Below are 19,408 nucleotides of genomic sequence, written 5' to 3' on the forward strand. Positions count from 1 at the left end.
TTTTTTTTAGATGTTGAAAAGCCCGCTTTCTCGTAAAACGGCTTCTGCCGGCTTCAAAAGCTCTTTGTAATTGTTCCAGCCGCCAACAGATCTATTGCTGATGGGTCGACGAGCCTGTATGACGCTCGCGGTATTGATACTCCTATCGCTTTGCTCTGGATGTAGATAATGATCATTCCATTGCAGGCCAATCCAATCAATTAACTCTCTGGCTTGGTTCTCCGGACTGTTTGTGAAGTTGTCGTAGTCAAAAGTGAAAATTTGATTACCTGCATTTTCCTTTAACGGGGAGAGTAATTCTTGTTGATGTATTATAAATTTGGCCGCATCTACCGGGTCTGCGGTGTAATTATTCCCGGCGCTCAGGTTGCTTCTAAGCATGGAAAGTACATTGTCGAGGGGATTTCTGCGACAGTGGATAATTTTTGCGGCGGGCATTGAACGATTGATTGCTTCCGCAAATCTAAAATTGTAGAGATTTTTGTCGACGCTATGAGTGAATTTTTTCAGTGGTTCATTTGCTGCTTTCGTGTAAGCATTGGCTAGTTTAGATCGTTCGGTTGGCAAGTTGTTCTCCGCTTTTTCATGAGCAAGGGCTTGGACAAATGCTTGGGATTCTCCAAGATCTTTGATGTTGGGATTTGTTGCTAAGACTGACTCGAGTAGCGTCGAGCCACAGCGGGGAGCTCCAACAATAAAAATTCTGCCTGTTCCGTCACTTGGCTCACCAATTTGAATTTTTTCAGATATTGATAAAGCTAAGGTGGATTCTTTTAGCTGAGAGGCAAGGTCTGAACTCATGTAAATTAGCTTTTGCTTGTTTGCATTGGCTAAATGCTGAGCTGCTTTTGTGTAATTTTGTGCTTTATGAAAGCAGTTTGCCAGCGCAAACTCTAAAAATGAAGCTTCTCTATTGTTAAATTCTTTTTTGTCGAGCTTTTCTATGTCTGCGGCTAATTTGATCGCTTCCTCGCTACTGTTAAGGCTCTTGCTAAGTTCAAAAAATGCGGCCGTATTTTTAGGATTGAGTTCTATTGCTCGAAGGAAGTAGAGAATGCCTTCATCGATGTCTCCTCTTTTCTGTTGTGCCCGACCAATTGCGCGCAAAACATCTGAGTTATCCGGATCCATCTCAATCGCCTTTTGATAGCTGTCAATGGCTGCTGTGAGCTCGCCCTTGCTCTGGAGAGCATTGCCCAGGTTGTAATAGGTGCCTGGGTGGTCGGGTTGGAGTTGGAGTGCGGTGCTGTAGCAGGCAATGGCAGATGTGAGCTCGCCCTGCTTCTGGAGGGCATTCCCCAGGTTGTAATGAGCCCCGGGATAGTCGGGCTGAATTTGGAGGGCCGTGTTGTAGGAGGCGATAGCAGCTGTAAGGTCCCCTTGTTCCTGTAGAGCATCGCCCAGGTTGTAATGAGCGTCTGGGTAGTTGGGCTGGAGTTGGAGTGCAGCCCTGTATGAGTCAATGGCAGCTCTGAGCTCGCCCTGCTCCTGGAGCGCAACTCCCAGGTTGTTATGAGCGTCTGGGTAGTTGGGTTGGAGTTGGAGGGCAGCCCTGTATGAGTCAATGGCAGCTCTGAGGTCGCCCTGCTCTTGGAGAGCATTACCCAGGTTGTAGTGGGCGTCTGGGTAGTTGGGCTGGAGTTGCAGGGCGGTGTTGTAGGAGGTGATGGCAGCTGCGAGGTCACCTTTCTTTTTGAGCGCATTTCCCAGGTTGTTATGAGCATCTGGGTAATTGGGCTCCAATTCTATAGTTTTCCTGAGCAGATCTATAAGCTCATTAAATCTGCCCTGCATTCCCAAGATTGCAGCCAGGTTTCCATAGACAATGTGATTTTTTGTTCCTGATGTAATTAAGTCTCTATAAATACGCTCTGCTTCTTGCGGTTTCCCCTGATTAATTAGTTCGATGGCTTGGTGCTCTTTGCGGGTGTGATCCGTAAAGCTTCTTTTTTTATCAGGGTTGCCATTTTTCGATTTACTTTTGGGGGTGTTGGAGAATCCAGAGCTCTTTCTTCTGGGCTTGCTCACGATTGATCAGGAGGGTTCAGTCAAGGTTAGGGAAGTTTTCAAGCCACATCGGATAGTCACAAAGCCTGTTCCTACGGGTTCTTACGCTCTACCAAGCACTTTCTTCTGCCACCCTGCAGAGGTGCTGGAAGCTGACCTGGTGGGCTGCCGGCTCGTTAAACGCTCATGAGCTCTTGGGCGTGAATTTGAAGACAGGGGCGTATTCCTCGATTGAGCCTGTTGCCACAACAATCGATCAGAAGTCGTTGTTTTTAGTGCAAGAAAGCCTTTCAGTGCAGGAATGTTGAGGATCGTAAGCGTCCCTAGAAACAGCTCTGCCAGCACCAGATGAGTGATGTCCCCTTGGCCTGAAAAGCGTTCGCCTTCTAGGCGTCGAGCAGTGGTGGTAGTTGCAGCAAAGCTGATTGCTATTGAAAAAGTTGGCTGTTAGATGCTTCCGTGGCGAACGCGGTTGCTGAAGGGAATTCCTGGTGCTAGTCCCAAGAGAGATCTGCGGCGTGAAGTGAAAAGGTTGCCGGACCACGCTCTTGCAGCCTGCTGCGGGGATGACTGTTCGATACCCGCTGCTGAGCCATGTTGAGATGGCATAGCGGTCAGGCAAACAGTTTTCGATTTAGAAAGGTCAAATTGTACTGATAAAATGATGTGATTTTGACTCCTTGTCGAGCTATAGGAGCTCCTTGACTTGTCACACAAACGAAGCATGTTCTCATCCTTTTGTTACGATTTTCGATATATTCTTGTCGAGGTTGAAGCGGCTTCTGGGTTTGAGCGGTGGTTTTGATGAACGCCTGGAGTTCGAATTGATGATGATCAGCTTTATTCAGGTTCAAAAGCATCGAAGCAGTTTATAGATTCATTCTAGGTTGTAAGCACTTAGTTGCTGTATTGTCTCGATTAGACATCTTCCGCAGCGAGTCTTCAGAAGCAGTGGCAATAGAATTAAAGAAAGCCTTAGCAGTTTAATTCGTGGAAGTTCTCTCTGATAATCCAGACGCTGTCCCCTCTAAAGCTCAGATTTCATATGTTCTGCGCGCAGTGACAAGTTTTGCTTATCCGGAGATGTTTCAGCTGATCCAAGCACAATGTTTGCCCATCAGTAATTGTCTGTTATTCGTCGATCACTATTCAAATGTAGATGAAATCATTATAGGGCTTGAGTTCCATCACGACAAATCAGAATTTGTTGACATATCTTTCTTTGGCCATGAATGGAGCGAAAAAATTCAGAAAAACATCATGCCTGAATGGTGGTCTGAGATTGAAAAAATTTGTTTGGAACCATCCGGTCGCAGTGGTGATTTTGGTGGCAGTCTCTTTTCTGGTAACGATTCAATCTCTGGCCGGCTGACCAATCATGCTACTTCTACTTTGCAACTGCTAGGTGATCATATTATTGAGTGTGAGGCGCGCAATGGTCAAATCTCTGTCGCTGGTGTTTTTATTTCATTGAGTCATGAGATTAAGGAGCATGCTAAGCCTGTATTTTCTTCAGCCTTTGATGTTATCTGTGAGATCCAGCGGGCCAAAAGTGAATCGTCGATTAAGCATCAACATGGCCTAAAAAGTCTAATCACTAGTCTCGTTCAAGTGTTAGGAGAGCCCATTAATCTGGGTGTGATGGTTGGTCGTTCGCAAGATCTTAAGCTTATATTTGGTTGCTTAAAAAGCCCCATTGATATTCGTAAGGCTCTGAGCGTGGAATGTTGCGTCAATGTGTCAGCAGAGTTTTTGGATCAAGTCAATTCTGCTGTTGTGAGTCTGCTTAAAGTGAGCGACATAACCTTTAGATTGTGTCTCGATATGAATTTGCAACGAGCTGCAATTGCTCCCCGTTTTTGCTTTGAAATTTTTCCGTCTCAGGTAATGTCTGAAACTAGAAACTGGTTGGTCTTGGATCAGCTTGCTGATATTTTCGGTCTAACGATGTCGGCTACTAAGCATGTTCGCTCCGTGCATCAACATCTGCCTATTGGTCAAAAGTTAGATGCAAGGTTGGTTGACATGATGCAGGGGCGTTTTGATTTTTCGCAAAAGATGGTGAGTAAGCATAAGTATCAGCAAGCAGCGGTGCTTAGTCATTACAAGATTTGTCTTGAGCTGGGTAAAGATATCACCATTAAATCATATGCTTATGTCAAGCAGTGCCTCTCTGATTGATTGCCAATTTTTTGCTTATGTTGTCGTGATTGATGGGCAATTGGTGGAGTCATGGGGGGTGATTGAAGAGTACTGAAACACCTACTTTCGCCGGAATTAAGTATGGGTATAATTAATAATCAAATTCTTAGCTTGGTGCCACATGGCTTTACCGACGAGCATTATGAAAATGTATCACAATCTATGCCATCTAGTATATCTTCACTGAGTTGGCTGAGCTTGTCAGGCCTGCTGGTAAAGGCTCAAAAGAGGGTCAACGATTTAATGGGTTTTCAGTAGGCATTGATTCTCAATATAAACAAACAATTCAATGAAATATAGGCATTTATTGGTGATTTCTTAATGCTTTAGTGTTTGTGTTGTTGTGAGTTAATTGTGAATCAGTAAAACACGATTAATCTTCGCAATTTTCAAGCTTGTCGCTCTTGATGCGATATCTTTGAAATAAGTCTGGTCTCCATCGTGAGTTTTGTCTCTGAAGCCTGCTGCTTTAGCGAGCTCTGTTCTGACAGCTGCAGAGCTCACGTCAATGCAGTACAGCTTGAATTCAGTCTTAAAAAGATTGTAAGCAGGCTGCTTCCTTGTCCCAGGGTTGGTATGAGAGTGGATCATGTCAAATAAAATAATATCAGGCACGTCAGATGTATTATCCGAATTCTGGACTAATGTTGAAATGTATTCTGTCGTTCTCGGTATAAAGTAATTGTCTGCATTTGTCAGAATCGTATATTTGCCTTCTGATCTTTTCAGTCCCAAGTCTCTAAGCGTGTGACCATAGTCGTTGTGTCTTTTCTCTGTGCTGAAGAATTCTATGTTGGGGTGGATGTAGTTTGCTTCATTCATTAAGTTTGTGAACCCTTGGCTTTCTCCGTCATGAATGATGGTTAGTTGCCAGTTGTCATTTGTTTGATTTATCCAAGATTGTATGAAAACTCGTAGTTCCGGTAGTCTTTTGTAGGCTACAGCGATTATATGTATGAGCTTGCTCACGTCTCGCATAGGAAATTTTCATTATTTTAGTATAAATTTGTAGATATTCTCATAGTCACTAAGGGTCTACTCGCTGTCCCTCTATTGTTCTTCTGCCGCCCTGCCGAGCTGGTGGGACCTGACTTGGAGGGCTGCAGGTTGGTGCAACGCCAAGGGAGTAGCTAAGTGCCATTGGGGCTCAAGGATGCTGAAACGATTGGTTCAGAGCAGCAGGAGCAACAAAAGTAAGAGAAAGCGTGTATCGCCAGGGCAACAGCAACTCCCATTTGCATTTGATGTGCGGCTCAATCAAATCCCAGAGGAGTGGCATCAAGTTTCAGTGAGATTTAGACGCGCCAACGGCATCCGTAATGGCGATAAGGAGCGAAGCATTTGGTAATTGCGTTGAGGGAATATGAGTTGATGTAGTGCCTAAGAATGCTGAGACTTTATTGGCTCTGCCTTGCGTTTTTTGTGGATGGATTGGGCTGCTGGATGGGTAAAGTCTGTACCTGATTTATTGGTAATTGTGCCAGATATTGGAGGCTGATTTATGCGATTAGTCAGGCATTGAAGCAATAAAAATTAGCTGGGTTTGCAGGGGCTTTGGTGGAATGCAATGAGCTACTGTCCCAACCCTGTCTACTCTTTGTCGTATACAACTTTTATGCCAACTCGCGCATAACATTGTAGACTCCACACTCTATGGTGAGTAACTAATACAAGCTATACCTGAGCACCCACTGTATTGACCTCCAGCCAAGCTTTCAAGCTCCTCTTCTGAAATCTCGATCTGAATGTCATCGGCTGAAATTATATACCCCACGTCTTTAGCAATTGCAACTATTGCATCGGAATCAGCAGCGGCTTTGAGCTTCTCCTGAAGACTGATGTCAGTTTTGACTTTTTCGAGAAAGGCTTTGAATTGCTTGTCTGACATGGTTATCGGAAGTCTTTTATAACCATAGCAGCGACCTCACAAAGTGCCTTTAGCTAGCACTTGCTGCGCTCAATAGTGCCAGGGATTGGAGGCTGATTTGTGGGGGTTTTTTGGGGTGATTGAAGCAATAAAAAACCCCTGTCAATGCAGGGGCTTCGGTTTTCTAATATGTTTTATGATGAGTTAGTTAACAGGAGTGAAGGCACCACTCCTTATCGCAATAACCACCAGCCACGCTTTCAATCTCTGTATCTGACATTTCAGACAGAGCGTTTTTCAATCTATCAGCAGAAATACTAAATCCTGCTTCTTTAGCAATGGCAGCAACAGCATTGGTATCAGCCGCAGCTTTGAGCCTTTCCTGCAGGCTGGTGTTGCCTTTGGCGTTAGCGATGAAAGCTGTGAGTTGTTCTTGTGTCATGGTTCTAAGGAGTGAATGTTGGGGTGTGTTGCCCCTCGACTCCCTTAAGATCACAGCTCTTCTGGTGAACCCCACTACACACTTTGGTGCAGAACCAGCGACGTTCTGGTGAGCTTTTGGTGAATGGCTTAGAACCAATTCACCACTAAGTTGAGCAACGCTTTCACCCGTCGAACTTCTGCTCAACTGGGCTCTATCGAGCCAGGTATTGGAGGCTGATTGATGGTCTTGTTGGGGTGATTGAAGAAATAAAAAGCCCCTGTCAATGCAGGGGCTTGAGTGTGTAAGTTTTGAAGGCGAGGGGAATACCAATGCTATACTCTCATCCCACATCACTAAGTTTACTCATCTCCTGCCAGTTAGCAAACAACCCTCCAGTTTTCTCAGCCATTTAGTTAGTTGTTAGTTTTCTTCCAGCACTGACCTCCAGACACGCCTTCTAGTTCCTCTTCACTGAGTTCAGTAATCTTATCAGCAGTGAATTCGTGGCCATGTTCTTTAGCACAGAAGGCTTAGCCATGGCCAGCTGCAGCGTTACCTGTACTCCGGGCACCATCCGGCTTGGTTTTGCCAGAGAGTCAGAGCTGATTGCTGCGGCTGAAAGGGTGCTGGCTCGGGTTTAGCAGTGTTGCTAGAGCTCTGGTCAGTTGCTCACTGCATTAATGAATCCCTGGCTCCTCCTTCTCTACACAGTGCTGTTTTGCTTTGTTTACGGGGCGGCCTATGGCGCTGCACTCACCGGAAAGATCGCTTGCGTGAACCGCAATTCAGCGACGACCGCATCAGTATTTGCAGTGGTTCTATGGCTCCTAAACAAACCCTTTGGCTGAGCAGCCCTTTTTGCTCTCATGGCTAGTACAGGTGACCTAGCTTCGAGCGCATGCCATTCGATCACGGTCACTACAACCAGAGCAACCCTTCAGAGCGTCCGATCTTCCTCAGCGTGGTTCCAGGCATGTGGTTGAGGCAAGAGGGGCTCAAGGATGCTGAAGCGATTGGTTGGGAGCAGTAGAAGCAAGAAGAAACGGGTCTCACCAGGGCAACAGCAACTCCCTTTTGCTTTTGATGTTCGGCTCAATCAAATCCCAGAGGAGTGGTATCAAGTTGCGGTGAGATTTAGACGGGCAAATGGCATCCGTGATGGTGATAGGGAGCGAAGGTTTTGGCAGTTGCGTTGAGGAGATATAAGTAGATGTAAGGCTAAAGAAAGCTGAGGCTTTATTTGCTGTGTCTTGTATTTTTTGTGGATGGATTAGGCGGCTGGGCGTGTGAAAGCTTTGACTGTTTTATGGATAATGGTGCCAGGTATTGAAGGCTGATTGATGGTCTTTTTGGGGTGTTTGAAGAAATAAAAAGCCCCTGCTAATGCAGGGGCTTTGAGTGTGTAGGCTATCTCGAGTAGGCGCAGGTAAAAAAACAAACAGCGCCACCCGCACCCTCAAGCTCATCATCTGAAAGTTCTGATTGAGCGTTCTTCAAGTCATCAGCAGAAATACTAAATCCCGCCTCTTTCGCAATCGCAAGAACTGCGTCTGAATCAGCAGCTGCTTTGAGCTTCTCCTGCAGGTTGGTGTCAGCTTTGACTTTTTCTAAGAAGGCTTCGAGTTGCTCTTCTGACATCTGAAAGAAAGGGCTTCATTCATTTCATTGTCTCTTCTTCAAGCAGCGTTGTCAGACTTTGGTGAAGAAGGTTTGTCGCTCCAGCCACGCCCATAGCCACTCAGCACATCGCCAAGGATTTCCCAGCACTACCTCAATCCTTCTTCTGCCGTCCTGCAGAAGTTGTTGGACCTGAGTTGGTGGGCTGCAGGTTGGTGAAACGTCAAGCGGATGGAGGTTTGCTGTGGGGCGTGATTGTGGAAACGGAGGCGTATTCACAGGATGAGCCTGCCTGTCACGGTTACCGGCGCCGCTCACCGCAGAACGAAACCCTGTTTGGAGAGCCAGGGCGGTTTTATGTGTATGTGAGCTATGGCATCCACCACTGCGTGAATGTGGTGACCGACCGCCCTGAATGGGCCAATGGCGTGTTGCTGCGTGCTGTGGCATTGCCTGATGAGCCTGAACGGGTTGCTGCCGGTCCGGGTTTGCTGGCCCGTCGGTTCGGGATCGATCGCGGTTGTGATGGTCTATCGGTCTGCGGTGACGGTGACCTCTGGATTACACCCCGCCCGGTCGAGCTGAGCAAACCTGTTTTGCTCACCACCACCCGGATCGGGATCAATCAGGGCGAAGATCTTGCTCTGCGCTGGTACCTGAAGGCCAGTCGAAGTGTCAGCAAACGCGCTCGTGGGGATCGCTCTCCGAAGCCTGACGCTGCGTTTCAGCCCCGTTGATCCTTGGGTGGATGCACGGTGTGCCTCTACGGTTGAGAGCAGTGAGCCGCCGCCCAGTTGAGCGCCTGGACACACCGACACATTCTGGATCTCGCGGCTTTTTCCCGAGAAGACTTCGCGACTGTGTTGGAGTTGGCTCATCGTTTCCGGTCGATGCCGGTTACGGGTGCCCGTCGGCTGCCGGCGTTGCAGGGACGCTTGGTGGCCACTCTGTTTTTCGAGCCCAGCACGCGCACCCGCAGCAGCTTCGAGCTGGCGGCCAAGCGTCTCTCGGCAGACGTCTCCAGTTTTTCGCCTTCCAGCAGTTCGCTCAGCAAGGGGGAGTCACTGCTGGATACCGCACGCACCTATGTGGCGATGGGCGCCGACATGCTGGTGGTGCGTCATCGCTGCACCGGTGTGCCGCGCCAGCTGGCAGACGCGCTGGAACGCACCGGTGAACGCACTGTGATCCTCAATGCCGGTGATGGCCTGCACAGCCATCCCAGCCAGGGACTGCTCGATCTCTACACCCTGGCCTATCACTTTGACCCCGCCAATCCTTTGCCAGAGGCTTTGCAGGGTCGGCGTGTCCTGATCGTGGGTGACATCCTGCATTCACGTGTGGCCCGTTCCAACCTCTGGGCCCTGAGTGCCTGCGGCGCCGATGTCGTGCTGTGTGGTCCGCCCACGCTGGTTCCGGATGCTTTCGCCGACTTTTTGGCTGAGCCTCCCCCTGGCCAGACCATGGATCCTGTTACGCAGCGGGGATCGCTGACCATCTGCCGTGATCTGGATGAGGCCCTGTCCGGAGCCGATGCGGTGATGACACTCCGACTTCAGAAGGAACGCATGCGGCAGCAGATGCTCACCGATCTGTATCGCTATCACCGCGACTACGGTCTCAGCCACGAGCGCTTGGCTCGATGTGGTGCCTCGATTCCGGTGCTGCACCCCGGTCCGGTGAACCGGGGGATTGAGATGAGTGGCGCTCTGCTCGATGACCTCAGCTCAAACCTGGTGGAGAGTCAGGTGAGCAATGGCATCCCGATCAGGATGGCCTTGCTTTATTTGATGGCAGCGGCTGAATCCTCTGTGGACTCACCTCCTTTGGGTTGAGGCGCAAGGCCGGAAACCTGATTGGAGTAGTAGTCCATTGCCGCTCGCAGCGCTGCTCCAGGTTCGGAGATGGAGGGACCGGCCCCTGGTGCCATCGGGAAGGCAGCATCAGGCGAATCCAAGCCCATGTGCTGACTTGGCATGCCCGTGAGCAGCATCGATGCTCTGGCCTGAGAGACCACCGCAAAGATCCATTTCACCAGCAATGAGAAGCGATTTTCATCATTGGGCATGAAAGCGAGGTGTGCAGCGGCCCACAGCAGCCAGCCAAGACTGCCTTTGAACTTGAAGCCACGCAAGTCAGCGACCGCGTCGACGCGATCCAGTACGGCCATGCTGCCGAAATCAAACCAGCTGAAGTTCGGACGCGATCCGCCGGCCACAATCGCGGCAATGTCCTTGCCAATGAAGCCCCCGGCCTGGGTGGCCGGCCCTGCCATGCCGGGCAGCTGATTTCCGTCTCGGGTGTGCTTGTAGCAGCAGAGGTCGCCCACCACCCGGATTTCGGGATGCCCCTTGACTGAGAAGTCAGGCTCCACAATCACGCGGCCGCCTCGGTCCGTTTCGCAGCCAACCGAATCCGCCAGCTTGCGGCCAAGATGTGAGGGCCGTACGCCAGCGGTCCAGATCACGGTGGCTGCCTGCAGCCGGCGCTCACCATCCGGTGTTCCCACAATCGCTTCACCGGGTTGCATGCTCTGCACACGTCCTTTGAACAGAAACTCCACGCCGAGAGCCGACAGGGATTTCTGAGCAGCCTCAGAGAGCTCTTCGGGCATGGCTCTGAGTACGCGGTCGCCTGGATCGACAAGCACGATCCTGGTCTCCTCCGGATTCAGCTGGCGGAATTCCTTGCGCATGGCATTGCGCATCAGCTCGGAAGCTGCTCCTGCCATTTCGCATCCTGAGGGCCCTCCTCCAACAATCACAACGGTCTGCAGAAAGCGACGTGCCTCAGGATCAGGGGTCTGTTCGGCCTGCTCCATGGCCATCAGCAGCCGCCGTCGGATCTCCTCGGCGTGCTCCAGGATCTTCATTGGCGGGGCAAAGGTCCGCCACTCTTCGTGGCCGAAGAAGGTGCTGCCTGATCCTGTTGCCAGAACCAGGTGGTCGTAGCTGTAAGCCTTGCCGCTGAAGATGATCTGCTTGTCTTCCGCCTTGATTTCGGTGACTTCACCAAGCAGGACCTGCACATTGCTTTGGCGTCCAACCAGCTGGCGCAGCGGAGTCGCCACATCACCACTGGAAACCAATCCTGTTGCAACCTGATAGAGCAGAGGTTGGAACAGATTGAAGTTGCGTTTGTCGATCAGGGTGACGCGTACGTCTGCCTTGGCCAGCGCCTTGCAGGCACGCACACCTGCAAATCCTCCGCCCACGATGACGACGTGGGGAGCGTGTCGCAGACGCTCTTCAGGTGGATCCAGCTCGAGGAAGTAGTGCTCTCCAGCCATGGATGCAAGGTTGACAATCTCAATTCAGCGTATGGATGCCGAAGGGTTTTGTCTGCGCTTTCAACAACATGAGCTGGTTAAAGCAACTTGAATCCCTCCAGGAGCAGGCCGTACAGCAGTCCAAATCGCGTCATGTCGAGCAATTGTCGGCCTAGATGACTGCCCCGATCTTTGGCCCAGTGTCTTCTCACCCGCACCATCACTTCCATCAGCCCCACGCTGAGCATCGCAGCCACAGGATCCATCAGATTGAGAGCACCGGAGACGGAAGCAACGCCGTTGCCGATCATGAAACTTCCTGTCAGGGCGATCAGCAGGAGTGAAAAGCGTCTCCACGGGTTGGTCGCCCAAAGGTCGAGCCTGGTCGTGGCTTCTCCAATCGTTCGCTGCAGGCGTGTTGTTTGGAGACGCGCTGTCAACTTGACGACCTCTCAAAAGAGGGGCAGGGACAACAACCGATGATCCCCATCACCCGGCCCGAACCCTGCCGTTCAATATATACACCATTTGTGGGGTTAATGCCTCTATCAACCGCTACATATTGAGGCTTTTGATGCAAAAAGCCTGAAATTGTCCGGTTCAGCGGCTGATCACTCCCAAAGAAAAGCCTGAACAACGCTGCTTGGCAAGAGCAGGCTTCAGGATTAGTCGGATTCAGCTTTTGCTTTGCGAGAGCTTTTGCCTTCGAGAAGTTCAAGTAGCGCTTCCATTTGGGCCATCACTCCCCGCACCTCACCAGCTTCAGGAAGCAGACCGTCTTCCATAACGCCCTGATGCATTTCCCGCAGTTCCTGGCGGATGTAGCGCAGATGGCTCACTACCTGTTCCCGTTTCGACTGAGACATCAATCGTGGCTTTCTCAGCCTCTCTTTTACCGCATGGCCTGAATGAAACGCTCTTAATCAGCGTTAATCAGCGGCGGGAAAGGCCACCTGCCAGAAGAATCAGCCCGTAGGTCAAAAGAGCGGAAGGTCTAACGAGCACTGAAAGACAGCTCGTAACGCCGAGGGCGATCAGCAGCGAAGACCTGATCGCGTACCGGTAGCCAAGCGTGGGCCTGATCATGGTTCAGCTCTTTGCAAACTTCGCCCTGGCTTCGGCGTAGAACGTTGAATCGATGCATTCAAGCTGGCACTCCTGGGCCATTGATTCGATTCTGCGGCGAACGGCCGGCCGCACGAAAAAGGGAACTTCCTTGAGCGACTGTTCTGCTTCAGCACTCCAGTTCAACCTTGATCTCTCACGACCTCGATGGAGAATAGGGGATTCGAACCCCTGACCTCTGCGGTGCGATCGCAGCGCTCTACCAGCTGAGCTAATTCCCCGGGCTGAGCAACTTAGCGCCGGTTTTCAAACGCACTCGAAGGCAAAATGAACATCAGTGCTTCGTGCCTGCATGCTGATCACTCCGGAGCGACTGGCTTCTTTTAATGAGGCATCCGTTGCGACGCTGGCGCGCCGTCTGGAGTACGACGATTACCCAACTCCCTTTGAGGGCCTGAGTGACTGGCATCTGTTGAGAGCCCTCGCCATTCATCGACCGGAACTCACCGCTCCATACGCCCATCTGATCGATCAGGAACCCTTCGACGAGGACTGAGCCAATGCCGGCGCTGCTGAAGGGACGACGGGTGCTGGTGGCTGCCTCGGGAAGCATTGCTGCTGTCAAGACTCCGCTGCTGGTCAGTGCCCTTGTGCAGGCAGGGGCTCAGGTCCGCTGTGTGCTCACCGCCAGTGCAGCCCGCTTGGTGAGCCCAGTGGCTCTGGCAACGCTCAGTCGTGAACCCTGCCTGCAGGACGCTGACCAGTGGGATCCTGCGCGCCCGCGACCACTGCATATCGAGTTGGCCGAATGGGCGGACCTCGTGGTGGTGGCCCCGCTCAGTGCGACATCACTCTCCCGCTGGGTTCAGGGCGATGGCGAAGGACTTTTGGCCAGTCTTCTGCTGGCTTGTGAGTGCCCAGTTCTGGCGGCGCCAGCGATGAATACAGCCATGTGGAAGCATCCAGCCGTGCAGCGCAACTGGGGCTTTCTGGTTGACGACCCTCGCGTGCTGCCCCTGGCGCCTGAGAGCGGTCTGCTCGCCTGTGACCGACTCGGCACGGGACGCATGGCAGACCCCGTCAGGATTGAGTTGGCCGCCGCCAGCGCTCTGTTGCAAGCCGATGCTGAGGGCCTGCTCAAATCCGACTGGCGTGGCAGGCATGTGCTGGTCAGCGCAGGTCCCACTCTGGAAGCTTTGGACTGTGTCCGCGTCTTCTCCAACCGCAGCAGCGGCCGCATGGGTGTTCTGCTGGCCCAGGCCGCTCATCTGCGAGGTGCCACCGTCGATTTGGTGCATGGCCCGCTGCAGGTTCCCCCGTCCTGGCTGGAAGGTTTGCGCTGTCATCCTGTGGTCGGAAGTGCTGCTATGGACAACACGCTCCAACAACTGCAGCCGCAAGCGCATGCGGTGTTGATGTGCGCGGCTGTGGCCGATTTGCGCCGGACCGGTTCTGCTGATGTTGAGAAGCTGCCGAAAGACCAGCTGATTGACTCGATTGAGGCTGGTTGGGAACTGGCGCCAGATCTGCTTCAGGCTCTGGTGAGGAGGCGTCCCAAGGGGCAGTCTGTTTTGGGATTTGCCGCTCTGACGGGATCCGACGAGCAACTGCTTGAGCTTGGCCGCCGAAAGCTCCAAGCCAAGGGCTGTGACCTGCTGATGGTCAATCCCGTCGATCGTCCGGGTCAGGGGCTCGACAGTGATCAGAACGCCGGCTGGCTTCTGGGTCCAGGCGATCATCATCAGATCTGCCCCCTCGAAGACAAGCTCGCGTTGTCCCACCGATTGCTGGATCGACTGTTGGAGATCAATTCTGACGACTTGTATCAGTCAGCCGGCTTGGTCAGTCAGCCGACTTGATCAGTCAGCTGTCTTGATCAGGCAGCCATATCAACAGGATCATGCTGCAGCAGATCGATGAACGTGCGTAGTTGAAGGCGCGGGATATAGGGCCAGCCGCCACTGCGTTCCATCGTTTTAAGCAGAGCGAACAGCTTTTGGCGGTCTTCGGGAAGGCTTTCGCGAAATGCATCCTCCTGAATGTCTCTGTGCAGGGCTTCCAGATCATGCAGGAGCACCAGTAGAGACTCGGGATCGTCTCGATGCAGTTCCGATAGTTCTCGGAGTGTTTTCAGCGCCGGCTTCAGCTTCTTTTGGATGGTTTCTCGGCCGTCGTACTGCATCGAGAACACTTCACCTTGTTGAGACGTGCAAAAGGCCAGCCGGTGCGACCGTTTGCCACCTGTAGGATCCGCCTGTCCGGTGGACATCGTCAACAGCCGGCGTTTCGGCTTCTCCTCCATGCGCATCCGTCCTCTGCTGGCCCTTGTGCTGGCTTTCTGTCTGACCTTCGTCACTGCCTGCAGCGGAGATGCTCAGGCTGTTGATCGTTCGAACATCACGTACGACGACATCCGTAACACCGGCAAGGCGAATGATTGCCCCACGCTCCCTGAATCCGCCCGAGGATCCATTCCGCTCACCCCCGGTAATGACTATCAGCTGAGTGCCATCTGCATGCACCCCAGTCAGGTCTTCGTCAAGGGTGAGCCTGCCAACAAGCGTCAGGAAGCCCAATTCATTGAGGGCAAGATCCTCACCCGTTACACCTCCAGTCTTGACCAGGTCTACGGAGACCTCGTTGTGGGTGAGAAAGGCCTTTCCTTCACTGAGGAGGGTGGCATTGACTTCCAGGCGATCACCGTTCTGGTTCCAGGCGGTGAGGAGTTCCCTTTTACGTTCTCCAGCAAAAACCTGAAGGCCGAGTCTGAAGGTGCAGCCATCACCACCAGTACAGACTTTGAAGGCGAGTACCGCACACCGAGCTACCGCACCAGCAACTTCCTTGACCCCAAAGGACGTTCACTCACAACCGGTGTGGACTACCCGCAGGGTCTGATCGGTCTGGGTGGTGATTACCAGGAGCTCGAGCAAGAGAACAAGAAGCAGTACATCGACGGACAGGGTGTGATGAGCCTGTCGATCACTCGTGTAGATCCTTCCACGGGTGAATTCGCAGGGGTGTTCACCGCGATCCAGCCCTCAGACTCTGATATGGGCAGTCGACAAACTGTGGACGTCAAGATCACCGGGGAGCTCTACGGCCAGCTTGAGGAAGCCTGATTCCTTCAACACACTTCGATCAGCAACAAGGGGCTTCGGCCCCTTTTTTGTTGTGAACCCTTTTCGCTGAAGCCGCAGGCTGTCGTCTGGGAGAATCGCGCCGTCTTCCCAATCCACTCCGGCCTGTCATGACCGCCAGCTCCCCTTCCTCTCAGACCGGTGTGATCGCTCCCTACGGCGGCACCCTTGTGGATTTGATGGTGCCTGAGGGTGACAAAGCCGCTGTGAAGGCCTCAGCCGTGAGCAGCATCGAGTGCTCCGACCGCAATGCCTGTGATGTTGAGCTGCTGGTGGTCGGTGGCTTCTCCCCTGAAAGGGGCTTCATGCTCCAGGCCGATTACAACGCCGTGGTGGCAGGCAATCGCACCACAACGGGTTACCTGTTCGGACTGCCGATCGTGATGGACACCGACCGTGAGGACATCACGGTGGGGCAGAAGATTCTGCTCACCTACAAGGGTCAGGATCTCGCGGTGCTCACCGTTGAGGACAAGTGGGAGCCAGACAAGGTGATTGAGGCCAAGGGCTGCTACGGCACCACGTCGATGGAACATCCCGCTGTGCGCATGATCGCCACCGAGCGCCGCCGTTTCTACCTCGGTGGTCTGATTCAGGGCCTGGAACTGCCTTCGCGCGTGTTCCCCTGCAAGACCCCAGCTGAAGTTCGCGCAGGTCTGCCTGAAGGCGAAGACGTTGTGGCTTTCCAGTGCCGCAATCCCATCCATAGAGCCCATTACGAGCTGTTCACCCGAGCTCTGCATGCCAGCAATGTCAGTGAGAACGCTGTGGTGCTAGTGCATCCAACCTGTGGTCCCACCCAGCAGGATGACATTCCCGGCGCTGTGCGATTTCAGACCTATGAGCGCCTGGCGGCCGAGGTGGGGAACCCGCGGATCCGCTGGGCCTATCTGCCCTACGCCATGCACATGGCAGGCCCTCGTGAGGCCTTGCAGCACATGATCATTCGCCGTAATTACGGCTGCACCCACTTCATCATTGGACGCGACATGGCCGGCTGTAAGTCGTCCTTGAGCGGCGACGACTTCTACGGCCCCTATGACGCTCAGAACTTTGCCAAGGAGTGCGCGCCTGAGCTCACCATGGAAACCGTGCCCTCTCTCAACCTCGTCTACACCGAAGAAGAGGGGTACGTCACTGCTGAACATGCCGAGGCCAGAGGTCTGCACGTGAAGAAGCTGAGCGGCACTCAGTTCCGCAAGATGCTGCGCAGCGGTGAAGAGATCCCCGAGTGGTTCGCCTTCAAAAGCGTTGTGGATGTGCTCCGGTCCGCCTGAGTTCTCAGCTTCCTATTAACATTCCTTCATCAGAGGCGGAAGACCCTTGAACAAACGTTGGCGGAACATCGGGCTTGGGGCCCTCCTAGTGCTAGCGATCGTTGTGATCGCACCGGCTTTCTTCGGTGGTGCCGGTGGGCCTCAACCCGAAGCTCGCTCGCTTCGTTACAGCGATTTTGTGGAGCGGGTCCAGGAAGATCAGGTCAGCCGTGTGCTTCTTTCTCCCGATCGTGGTACTGCTCAGGTTGTCGAGACCGATGGCCGTCGCGCTGAGGTGAATCTCGCTCCCGACAAGGACCTGCTCAAGCTGCTCACCGATCACAACGTTGACATCGCGGTTCAGCCTTCGCGTCAGCCAGGGGCCTGGCAGCAAGCTGCTTCAAGCCTGATCTTCCCCTTGTTGTTGCTCGGCGGGCTGTTCTTCCTCTTCCGTCGTGCCCAGTCGGGCGGTGGTGGCGGTAATCCCGCCATGAATTTCGGCAAAAGTAAGGCCCGTGTTCAGATGGAACCTTCCACGCAGATCACCTTCGGTGATGTTGCAGGCATTGAAGGGGCCAAGCTTGAACTCACTGAGGTGGTCGACTTTCTCAAGAATCCTGATCGCTTCACAGCTGTCGGGGCCAAGATTCCCAAGGGTGTGCTGCTTGTAGGTCCTCCAGGTACAGGTAAGACGCTTCTGGCCAAAGCTGTTGCAGGCGAGGCCAACGTTCCTTTCTTCTCAATCTCCGGTTCGGAGTTTGTCGAGATGTTTGTCGGCGTTGGTGCGAGTCGTGTTCGCGATCTGTTCGAGCAGGCCAAGAAAAACGCTCCCTGCATCGTGTTCATCGATGAGATTGATGCGGTCGGTCGTCAGCGTGGTGCTGGCATGGGCGGTGGAAATGATGAGCGTGAACAGACGCTCAACCAGCTGCTCACTGAGATGGATGGTTTTGAAGGCAATACCGGTATCATCATTGTGGCGGCCACCAACCGTCCGGATGTCCTCGACTCTGCTCTGATGAGGCCTGGTCGTTTCGACCGTCAGGTCACGGTGGATCGCCCCGACTACGCGGGTCGTCTACAGATCCTCGGAGTTCACGCCCGTGGCAAGACTCTTTCTAAGGACGTTGATCTCGACAAGGTGGCACGACGCACACCGGGTTACACGGGTGCTGACCTGTCCAATCTGCTCAACGAAGCGGCGATCCTGGCGGCCCGTCGCGATTTGAGCGAAGTCAGTAACGACGAGATCAGTGATGCCATTGAGCGCGTCATGGCTGGTCCTGAGAAAAAGGACAGCGTGATGAGTGATCGTCGTAAGCGTCTCGTCGCCTACCACGAAGCTGGCCATGCCTTGGTCGGTGCCCTGATGCCTGACTACGACCCGGTTCAGAAGATCTCGATCATTCCGCGTGGAAATGCTGGAGGACTGACCTTCTTCACTCCCAGCGAGGAGCGGATGGAGTCAGGCCTTTATTCCCGCACCTACCTTCAGAACCAGATGGCCGTCGCGCTGGGTGGCCGTGTCGCCGAAGAGATCGTCTACGGAGAGGATGAAGTCACAACAGGCGCCTCCAATGACCTGCAGCAGGTGGCTTCGACAGCAAGACAGATGATCACCCGCTTCGGCATGAGCGACAAGCTTGGCCCAGTGGCTCTCGGTCGTTCTCAGGGAGGCATGTTCCTTGGCCGAGATATCGCTGCTGAACGCGACTTCTCTGAAGACACTGCGGCCACTATCGACGAAGAAGTTTCCGATCTCGTGGCTCTCGCCTACAGGCGTGCCACCAAGGTTCTTGTCGATAACCGATCCGTTCTCGACGAGCTCGCTGACATGCTCGTGGACCAGGAAACTGTGGATGCTGAAGAGTTCCAAGAACTGCTGATCCGCAGCGATGTCCGTATTGCTGAATACGTCTGATCATGAGCAGGGTTTGATCCGCTCCCTGCGGATCCAGCCCCTTCTGGTTGTTTTGCGTCCAGAGAGCACTGACCTGGAGGCATCCTTTCCAGGCACCCGCCTGAGTCGTCAGCTCGATCAGCTGGTTGAGGCGGGTGTTCAACACGTCGAAATTGCCTGGATTGAGCATCCTCGTTGGCCCGATCTGGTGATGGCAGCGATGTCTCGTCATCCACGTGTGTCTCTAGGAGCGGCATCGATCACCCAGCAGTTGGCTTTGAAGCAGGTGGCTGAGCTGGGATTCAGCTACGCCATGTCGCCGCTATTGGACAGGGGTTTACAGCAAAAGGCGAAGCAGCTCGATTTTCTGTTGGTGCCAGGCGTGATGACGCCCTCTGAGATCAGGCAAGCTTGCGATCTGGATTGCCGTTTGGTGAAGTTGTTCCCGGCCAGCGTGCTGGGTCGCGGTTTTTATCGACAGATCGCTGCGCCAATGGGCAATCTTCCCTTCATGATTGCTGCTGGAGGCTTGCGTGCCGGTGACCTCTACTCCTGGCTGGGAGCTGGATATGACGCCATCGCTCTTGGCCGGACGGTGTTCGAAAACGATGGTTTTGATCCTTGTCTTTCCGCCTGGATTGGCGCATGAGTGGTAGCGATGA

Annotated in this window: 22 protein-coding genes, 1 tRNA gene and 2 pseudogenes; 13 read left to right on the forward strand and 12 right to left on the reverse strand. The window is 53.1% G+C overall.

Annotated elements, in window-relative coordinates; genetic code table 11:
- Nucleotides 1-6: 6 nt before the first annotated feature.
- Nucleotides 7-2,028: a tetratricopeptide repeat-containing sulfotransferase family protein gene (locus SynBIOSE41_RS01905; protein ID WP_186539428.1), complete on the reverse strand. Its 2,022-nt coding sequence runs from the start codon at nt 2,026-2,028 to the stop codon at nt 7-9.
- Between the two features lie 969 nt (nt 2,029-2,997).
- On the opposite strand from SynBIOSE41_RS01905, the gene SynBIOSE41_RS01910 reads away from it, so the two are divergent.
- Complete coding sequence (locus tag SynBIOSE41_RS01910) at nt 2,998-4,188, forward strand: hypothetical protein (RefSeq protein WP_186539429.1); 1,191 nt, start codon at nt 2,998-3,000, stop codon at nt 4,186-4,188.
- Between the two features lie 369 nt (nt 4,189-4,557).
- On the opposite strand, the gene SynBIOSE41_RS01915 is transcribed toward SynBIOSE41_RS01910, so the two are convergent.
- Nucleotides 4,558-5,178, reverse strand: coding sequence for a glycosyltransferase (locus SynBIOSE41_RS01915; RefSeq protein ID WP_186539430.1), 621 nt, complete (start codon nt 5,176-5,178; stop codon nt 4,558-4,560).
- A 145-nt stretch (nt 5,179-5,323) separates the two neighbouring features.
- On the opposite strand from SynBIOSE41_RS01915, the pseudogene SynBIOSE41_RS17910 reads away from it, so the two are divergent.
- Nucleotides 5,324-5,557, forward strand: a pseudogene (locus SynBIOSE41_RS17910) (hypothetical protein); the annotation flags it as partial.
- A 303-nt stretch (nt 5,558-5,860) separates the two neighbouring features.
- On the opposite strand, the gene SynBIOSE41_RS01920 reads toward SynBIOSE41_RS17910, so the two are convergent.
- Together SynBIOSE41_RS01920 and SynBIOSE41_RS01925 are read right to left on the reverse strand one after the other, a co-directional pair.
- Nucleotides 5,861-6,097, reverse strand: a complete 237-nt coding sequence (locus SynBIOSE41_RS01920) for a Nif11-like leader peptide family natural product precursor (RefSeq protein WP_186539431.1) — start codon at nt 6,095-6,097, stop codon at nt 5,861-5,863.
- Nucleotides 6,098-6,284: 187 nt separating this feature from the next.
- On the reverse strand, nt 6,285-6,518 hold the full coding sequence (locus SynBIOSE41_RS01925; protein ID WP_186539432.1) for a Nif11-like leader peptide family natural product precursor: 234 nt from the start codon (nt 6,516-6,518) through the stop codon (nt 6,285-6,287).
- 491 nt (nt 6,519-7,009) lie between these two features.
- Here SynBIOSE41_RS01925 and SynBIOSE41_RS17915 point away from each other — a divergent pair, with 491 nt between their 5' ends.
- From SynBIOSE41_RS17915 to SynBIOSE41_RS17925, 3 genes and pseudogenes are all read left to right on the forward strand, one after another.
- Nucleotides 7,010-7,141, forward strand: a complete 132-nt coding sequence (locus SynBIOSE41_RS17915; protein WP_255475904.1) for a hypothetical protein — start codon at nt 7,010-7,012, stop codon at nt 7,139-7,141.
- A gap of 257 nt (nt 7,142-7,398) precedes the next feature.
- A complete protein-coding gene (locus SynBIOSE41_RS17920) occupies nt 7,399-7,530 on the forward strand; it encodes a hypothetical protein (protein ID WP_255475905.1) in 132 nt (43 codons plus the stop codon).
- Nucleotides 7,493-7,696 (forward strand): annotated as a pseudogene (locus SynBIOSE41_RS17925) (hypothetical protein); the annotation flags it as partial. The gene SynBIOSE41_RS17920 and the pseudogene SynBIOSE41_RS17925, both read left to right, overlap by 38 nt.
- A gap of 211 nt (nt 7,697-7,907) precedes the next feature.
- Here the strand turns inward: SynBIOSE41_RS17925 and SynBIOSE41_RS01930 are convergent.
- Entirely contained in the window at nt 7,908-8,138 is a 231-nt protein-coding gene (locus SynBIOSE41_RS01930; RefSeq protein ID WP_186539433.1) for a Nif11-like leader peptide family natural product precursor, read from the reverse strand.
- 194 nt (nt 8,139-8,332) lie between these two features.
- Here SynBIOSE41_RS01930 and SynBIOSE41_RS01935 point away from each other — a divergent pair, with 194 nt between their 5' ends.
- Nucleotides 8,333-8,854 carry a DNA-3-methyladenine glycosylase gene (locus SynBIOSE41_RS01935; RefSeq protein WP_370594219.1) on the forward strand — a complete coding sequence of 174 codons (522 nt, stop codon included), beginning with the start codon at nt 8,333-8,335 and terminating at the stop codon, nt 8,852-8,854.
- Between the two features lie 57 nt (nt 8,855-8,911).
- A complete protein-coding gene (locus SynBIOSE41_RS01940; RefSeq protein WP_186539434.1) occupies nt 8,912-9,952 on the forward strand; it encodes an aspartate carbamoyltransferase catalytic subunit in 1,041 nt (346 codons plus the stop codon).
- Here SynBIOSE41_RS01940 and SynBIOSE41_RS01945 read toward each other — a convergent pair.
- The 6 genes from SynBIOSE41_RS01945 to SynBIOSE41_RS01970 form a co-directional block, all read right to left on the reverse strand.
- Nucleotides 9,901-11,406, reverse strand: a complete 1,506-nt coding sequence (locus SynBIOSE41_RS01945; protein WP_186539435.1) for an NAD(P)/FAD-dependent oxidoreductase — start codon at nt 11,404-11,406, stop codon at nt 9,901-9,903. The two genes, SynBIOSE41_RS01940 and SynBIOSE41_RS01945, sit on opposite strands and share 52 nt — an antisense overlap.
- Nucleotides 11,407-11,483: 77 nt before the next feature.
- Nucleotides 11,484-11,825 carry a DUF565 domain-containing protein gene (locus SynBIOSE41_RS01950; RefSeq protein ID WP_066904650.1) on the reverse strand — a complete coding sequence of 114 codons (342 nt, stop codon included), beginning with the start codon at nt 11,823-11,825 and terminating at the stop codon, nt 11,484-11,486.
- 225 nt (nt 11,826-12,050) lie between these two features.
- The gene (locus SynBIOSE41_RS01955; RefSeq protein ID WP_006042295.1) at nt 12,051-12,251 is read right to left on the reverse strand and encodes a hypothetical protein; all 201 of its coding nucleotides are present in this window, start codon (nt 12,249-12,251) and stop codon (nt 12,051-12,053) included.
- A gap of 67 nt (nt 12,252-12,318) precedes the next feature.
- Nucleotides 12,319-12,471, reverse strand: coding sequence for a hypothetical protein (locus tag SynBIOSE41_RS01960; protein WP_156486651.1), 153 nt, complete (start codon nt 12,469-12,471; stop codon nt 12,319-12,321).
- Nucleotides 12,472-12,474: 3 nt separating this feature from the next.
- Complete coding sequence (locus tag SynBIOSE41_RS01965; protein WP_066904648.1) at nt 12,475-12,636, reverse strand: PCP reductase family protein; 162 nt, start codon at nt 12,634-12,636, stop codon at nt 12,475-12,477.
- Nucleotides 12,637-12,658: 22 nt separating this feature from the next.
- Nucleotides 12,659-12,731, reverse strand: a tRNA-Ala gene (locus tag SynBIOSE41_RS01970).
- Between the two features lie 71 nt (nt 12,732-12,802).
- Between SynBIOSE41_RS01970 and SynBIOSE41_RS01975 the strand changes: the two genes are divergently transcribed.
- Entirely contained in the window at nt 12,803-13,006 is a 204-nt protein-coding gene (locus tag SynBIOSE41_RS01975; protein ID WP_186539436.1) for a DUF2555 domain-containing protein, read from the forward strand.
- A 4-nt stretch (nt 13,007-13,010) separates the two neighbouring features.
- The gene (gene coaBC, locus SynBIOSE41_RS01980) at nt 13,011-14,309 is read left to right on the forward strand and encodes a bifunctional phosphopantothenoylcysteine decarboxylase/phosphopantothenate--cysteine ligase CoaBC (RefSeq protein WP_186539437.1); all 1,299 of its coding nucleotides are present in this window, start codon (nt 13,011-13,013) and stop codon (nt 14,307-14,309) included.
- A 17-nt stretch (nt 14,310-14,326) separates the two neighbouring features.
- Here the strand turns inward: coaBC and SynBIOSE41_RS01985 are convergent, their stop codons facing one another.
- A complete protein-coding gene (locus SynBIOSE41_RS01985) occupies nt 14,327-14,752 on the reverse strand; it encodes a hypothetical protein (RefSeq protein ID WP_370594168.1) in 426 nt (141 codons plus the stop codon).
- Here SynBIOSE41_RS01985 and psbO point away from each other — a divergent pair.
- The 4 genes from psbO (at nt 14,751) to SynBIOSE41_RS02005 (ending at nt 19,395) form a co-directional block, all read left to right on the forward strand.
- Nucleotides 14,751-15,572, forward strand: a complete 822-nt coding sequence (psbO, locus tag SynBIOSE41_RS01990) for a photosystem II manganese-stabilizing polypeptide (protein ID WP_186539438.1) — start codon at nt 14,751-14,753, stop codon at nt 15,570-15,572. The two genes, SynBIOSE41_RS01985 and psbO, sit on opposite strands and share 2 nt — an antisense overlap.
- Nucleotides 15,573-15,700: 128 nt before the next feature.
- The gene (sat, locus tag SynBIOSE41_RS01995) at nt 15,701-16,867 is read left to right on the forward strand and encodes a sulfate adenylyltransferase (RefSeq protein ID WP_186539439.1); all 1,167 of its coding nucleotides are present in this window, start codon (nt 15,701-15,703) and stop codon (nt 16,865-16,867) included.
- 46 nt (nt 16,868-16,913) lie between these two features.
- The gene (gene ftsH3, locus SynBIOSE41_RS02000; RefSeq protein WP_066904641.1) at nt 16,914-18,767 is read left to right on the forward strand and encodes an ATP-dependent zinc metalloprotease FtsH3; all 1,854 of its coding nucleotides are present in this window, start codon (nt 16,914-16,916) and stop codon (nt 18,765-18,767) included.
- Nucleotides 18,742-19,395 (forward strand): bifunctional 4-hydroxy-2-oxoglutarate aldolase/2-dehydro-3-deoxy-phosphogluconate aldolase, encoded by a 654-nt coding sequence (locus SynBIOSE41_RS02005; protein WP_186539440.1) that lies wholly within the window; start codon nt 18,742-18,744, stop codon nt 19,393-19,395. The genes ftsH3 and SynBIOSE41_RS02005 overlap by 26 nt, the downstream gene beginning before the upstream one ends.
- Nucleotides 19,396-19,408 lie beyond the last annotated feature (13 nt).

It is taken from the genome of Synechococcus sp. BIOS-E4-1 (genome assembly GCF_014279995.1).
GTDB lineage: Bacteria > Cyanobacteriota > Cyanobacteriia > PCC-6307 > Cyanobiaceae > Synechococcus_C.

What these genes read in the sequence shown, in the direction of transcription:
- SynBIOSE41_RS01920 (WP_186539431.1), bottom strand. Translation starts at nt 6,097, where the DNA reads ATGTCAGACAAGCAATTCAAAGCCTTTCTCGAAAAAGTCAAAACTGAC.
- SynBIOSE41_RS01925 (WP_186539432.1), bottom strand. Translation starts at nt 6,518, where the DNA reads ATGACACAAGAACAACTCACAGCTTTCATCGCTAACGCCAAAGGCAAC.
- SynBIOSE41_RS17915 (WP_255475904.1), top strand. Translation starts at nt 7,010, where the DNA reads ATGTTCTTTAGCACAGAAGGCTTAGCCATGGCCAGCTGCAGCGTTACC.
- SynBIOSE41_RS17920 (WP_255475905.1), top strand. Translation starts at nt 7,399, where the DNA reads ATGCCATTCGATCACGGTCACTACAACCAGAGCAACCCTTCAGAGCGT.
- SynBIOSE41_RS01930 (WP_186539433.1), bottom strand. Translation starts at nt 8,138, where the DNA reads ATGTCAGAAGAGCAACTCGAAGCCTTCTTAGAAAAAGTCAAAGCTGAC.
- SynBIOSE41_RS01945 (WP_186539435.1), bottom strand. Translation starts at nt 11,406, where the DNA reads ATGGCTGGAGAGCACTACTTCCTCGAGCTGGATCCACCTGAAGAGCGT.
- SynBIOSE41_RS01955 (WP_006042295.1), bottom strand. Translation starts at nt 12,251, where the DNA reads ATGTCTCAGTCGAAACGGGAACAGGTAGTGAGCCATCTGCGCTACATC.
- SynBIOSE41_RS01960 (WP_156486651.1), bottom strand. Translation starts at nt 12,471, where the DNA reads ATGATCAGGCCCACGCTTGGCTACCGGTACGCGATCAGGTCTTCGCTG.
- SynBIOSE41_RS01975 (WP_186539436.1), top strand. Translation starts at nt 12,803, where the DNA reads ATGCTGATCACTCCGGAGCGACTGGCTTCTTTTAATGAGGCATCCGTT.
- coaBC (WP_186539437.1), top strand. Translation starts at nt 13,011, where the DNA reads ATGCCGGCGCTGCTGAAGGGACGACGGGTGCTGGTGGCTGCCTCGGGA.
- psbO (WP_186539438.1), top strand. Translation starts at nt 14,751, where the DNA reads ATGCGCATCCGTCCTCTGCTGGCCCTTGTGCTGGCTTTCTGTCTGACC.
- SynBIOSE41_RS01985 (WP_370594168.1), bottom strand. Translation starts at nt 14,752, where the DNA reads ATGGAGGAGAAGCCGAAACGCCGGCTGTTGACGATGTCCACCGGACAG.
- sat (WP_186539439.1), top strand. Translation starts at nt 15,701, where the DNA reads ATGACCGCCAGCTCCCCTTCCTCTCAGACCGGTGTGATCGCTCCCTAC.
- SynBIOSE41_RS02005 (WP_186539440.1), top strand. Translation starts at nt 18,742, where the DNA reads ATGTCCGTATTGCTGAATACGTCTGATCATGAGCAGGGTTTGATCCGC.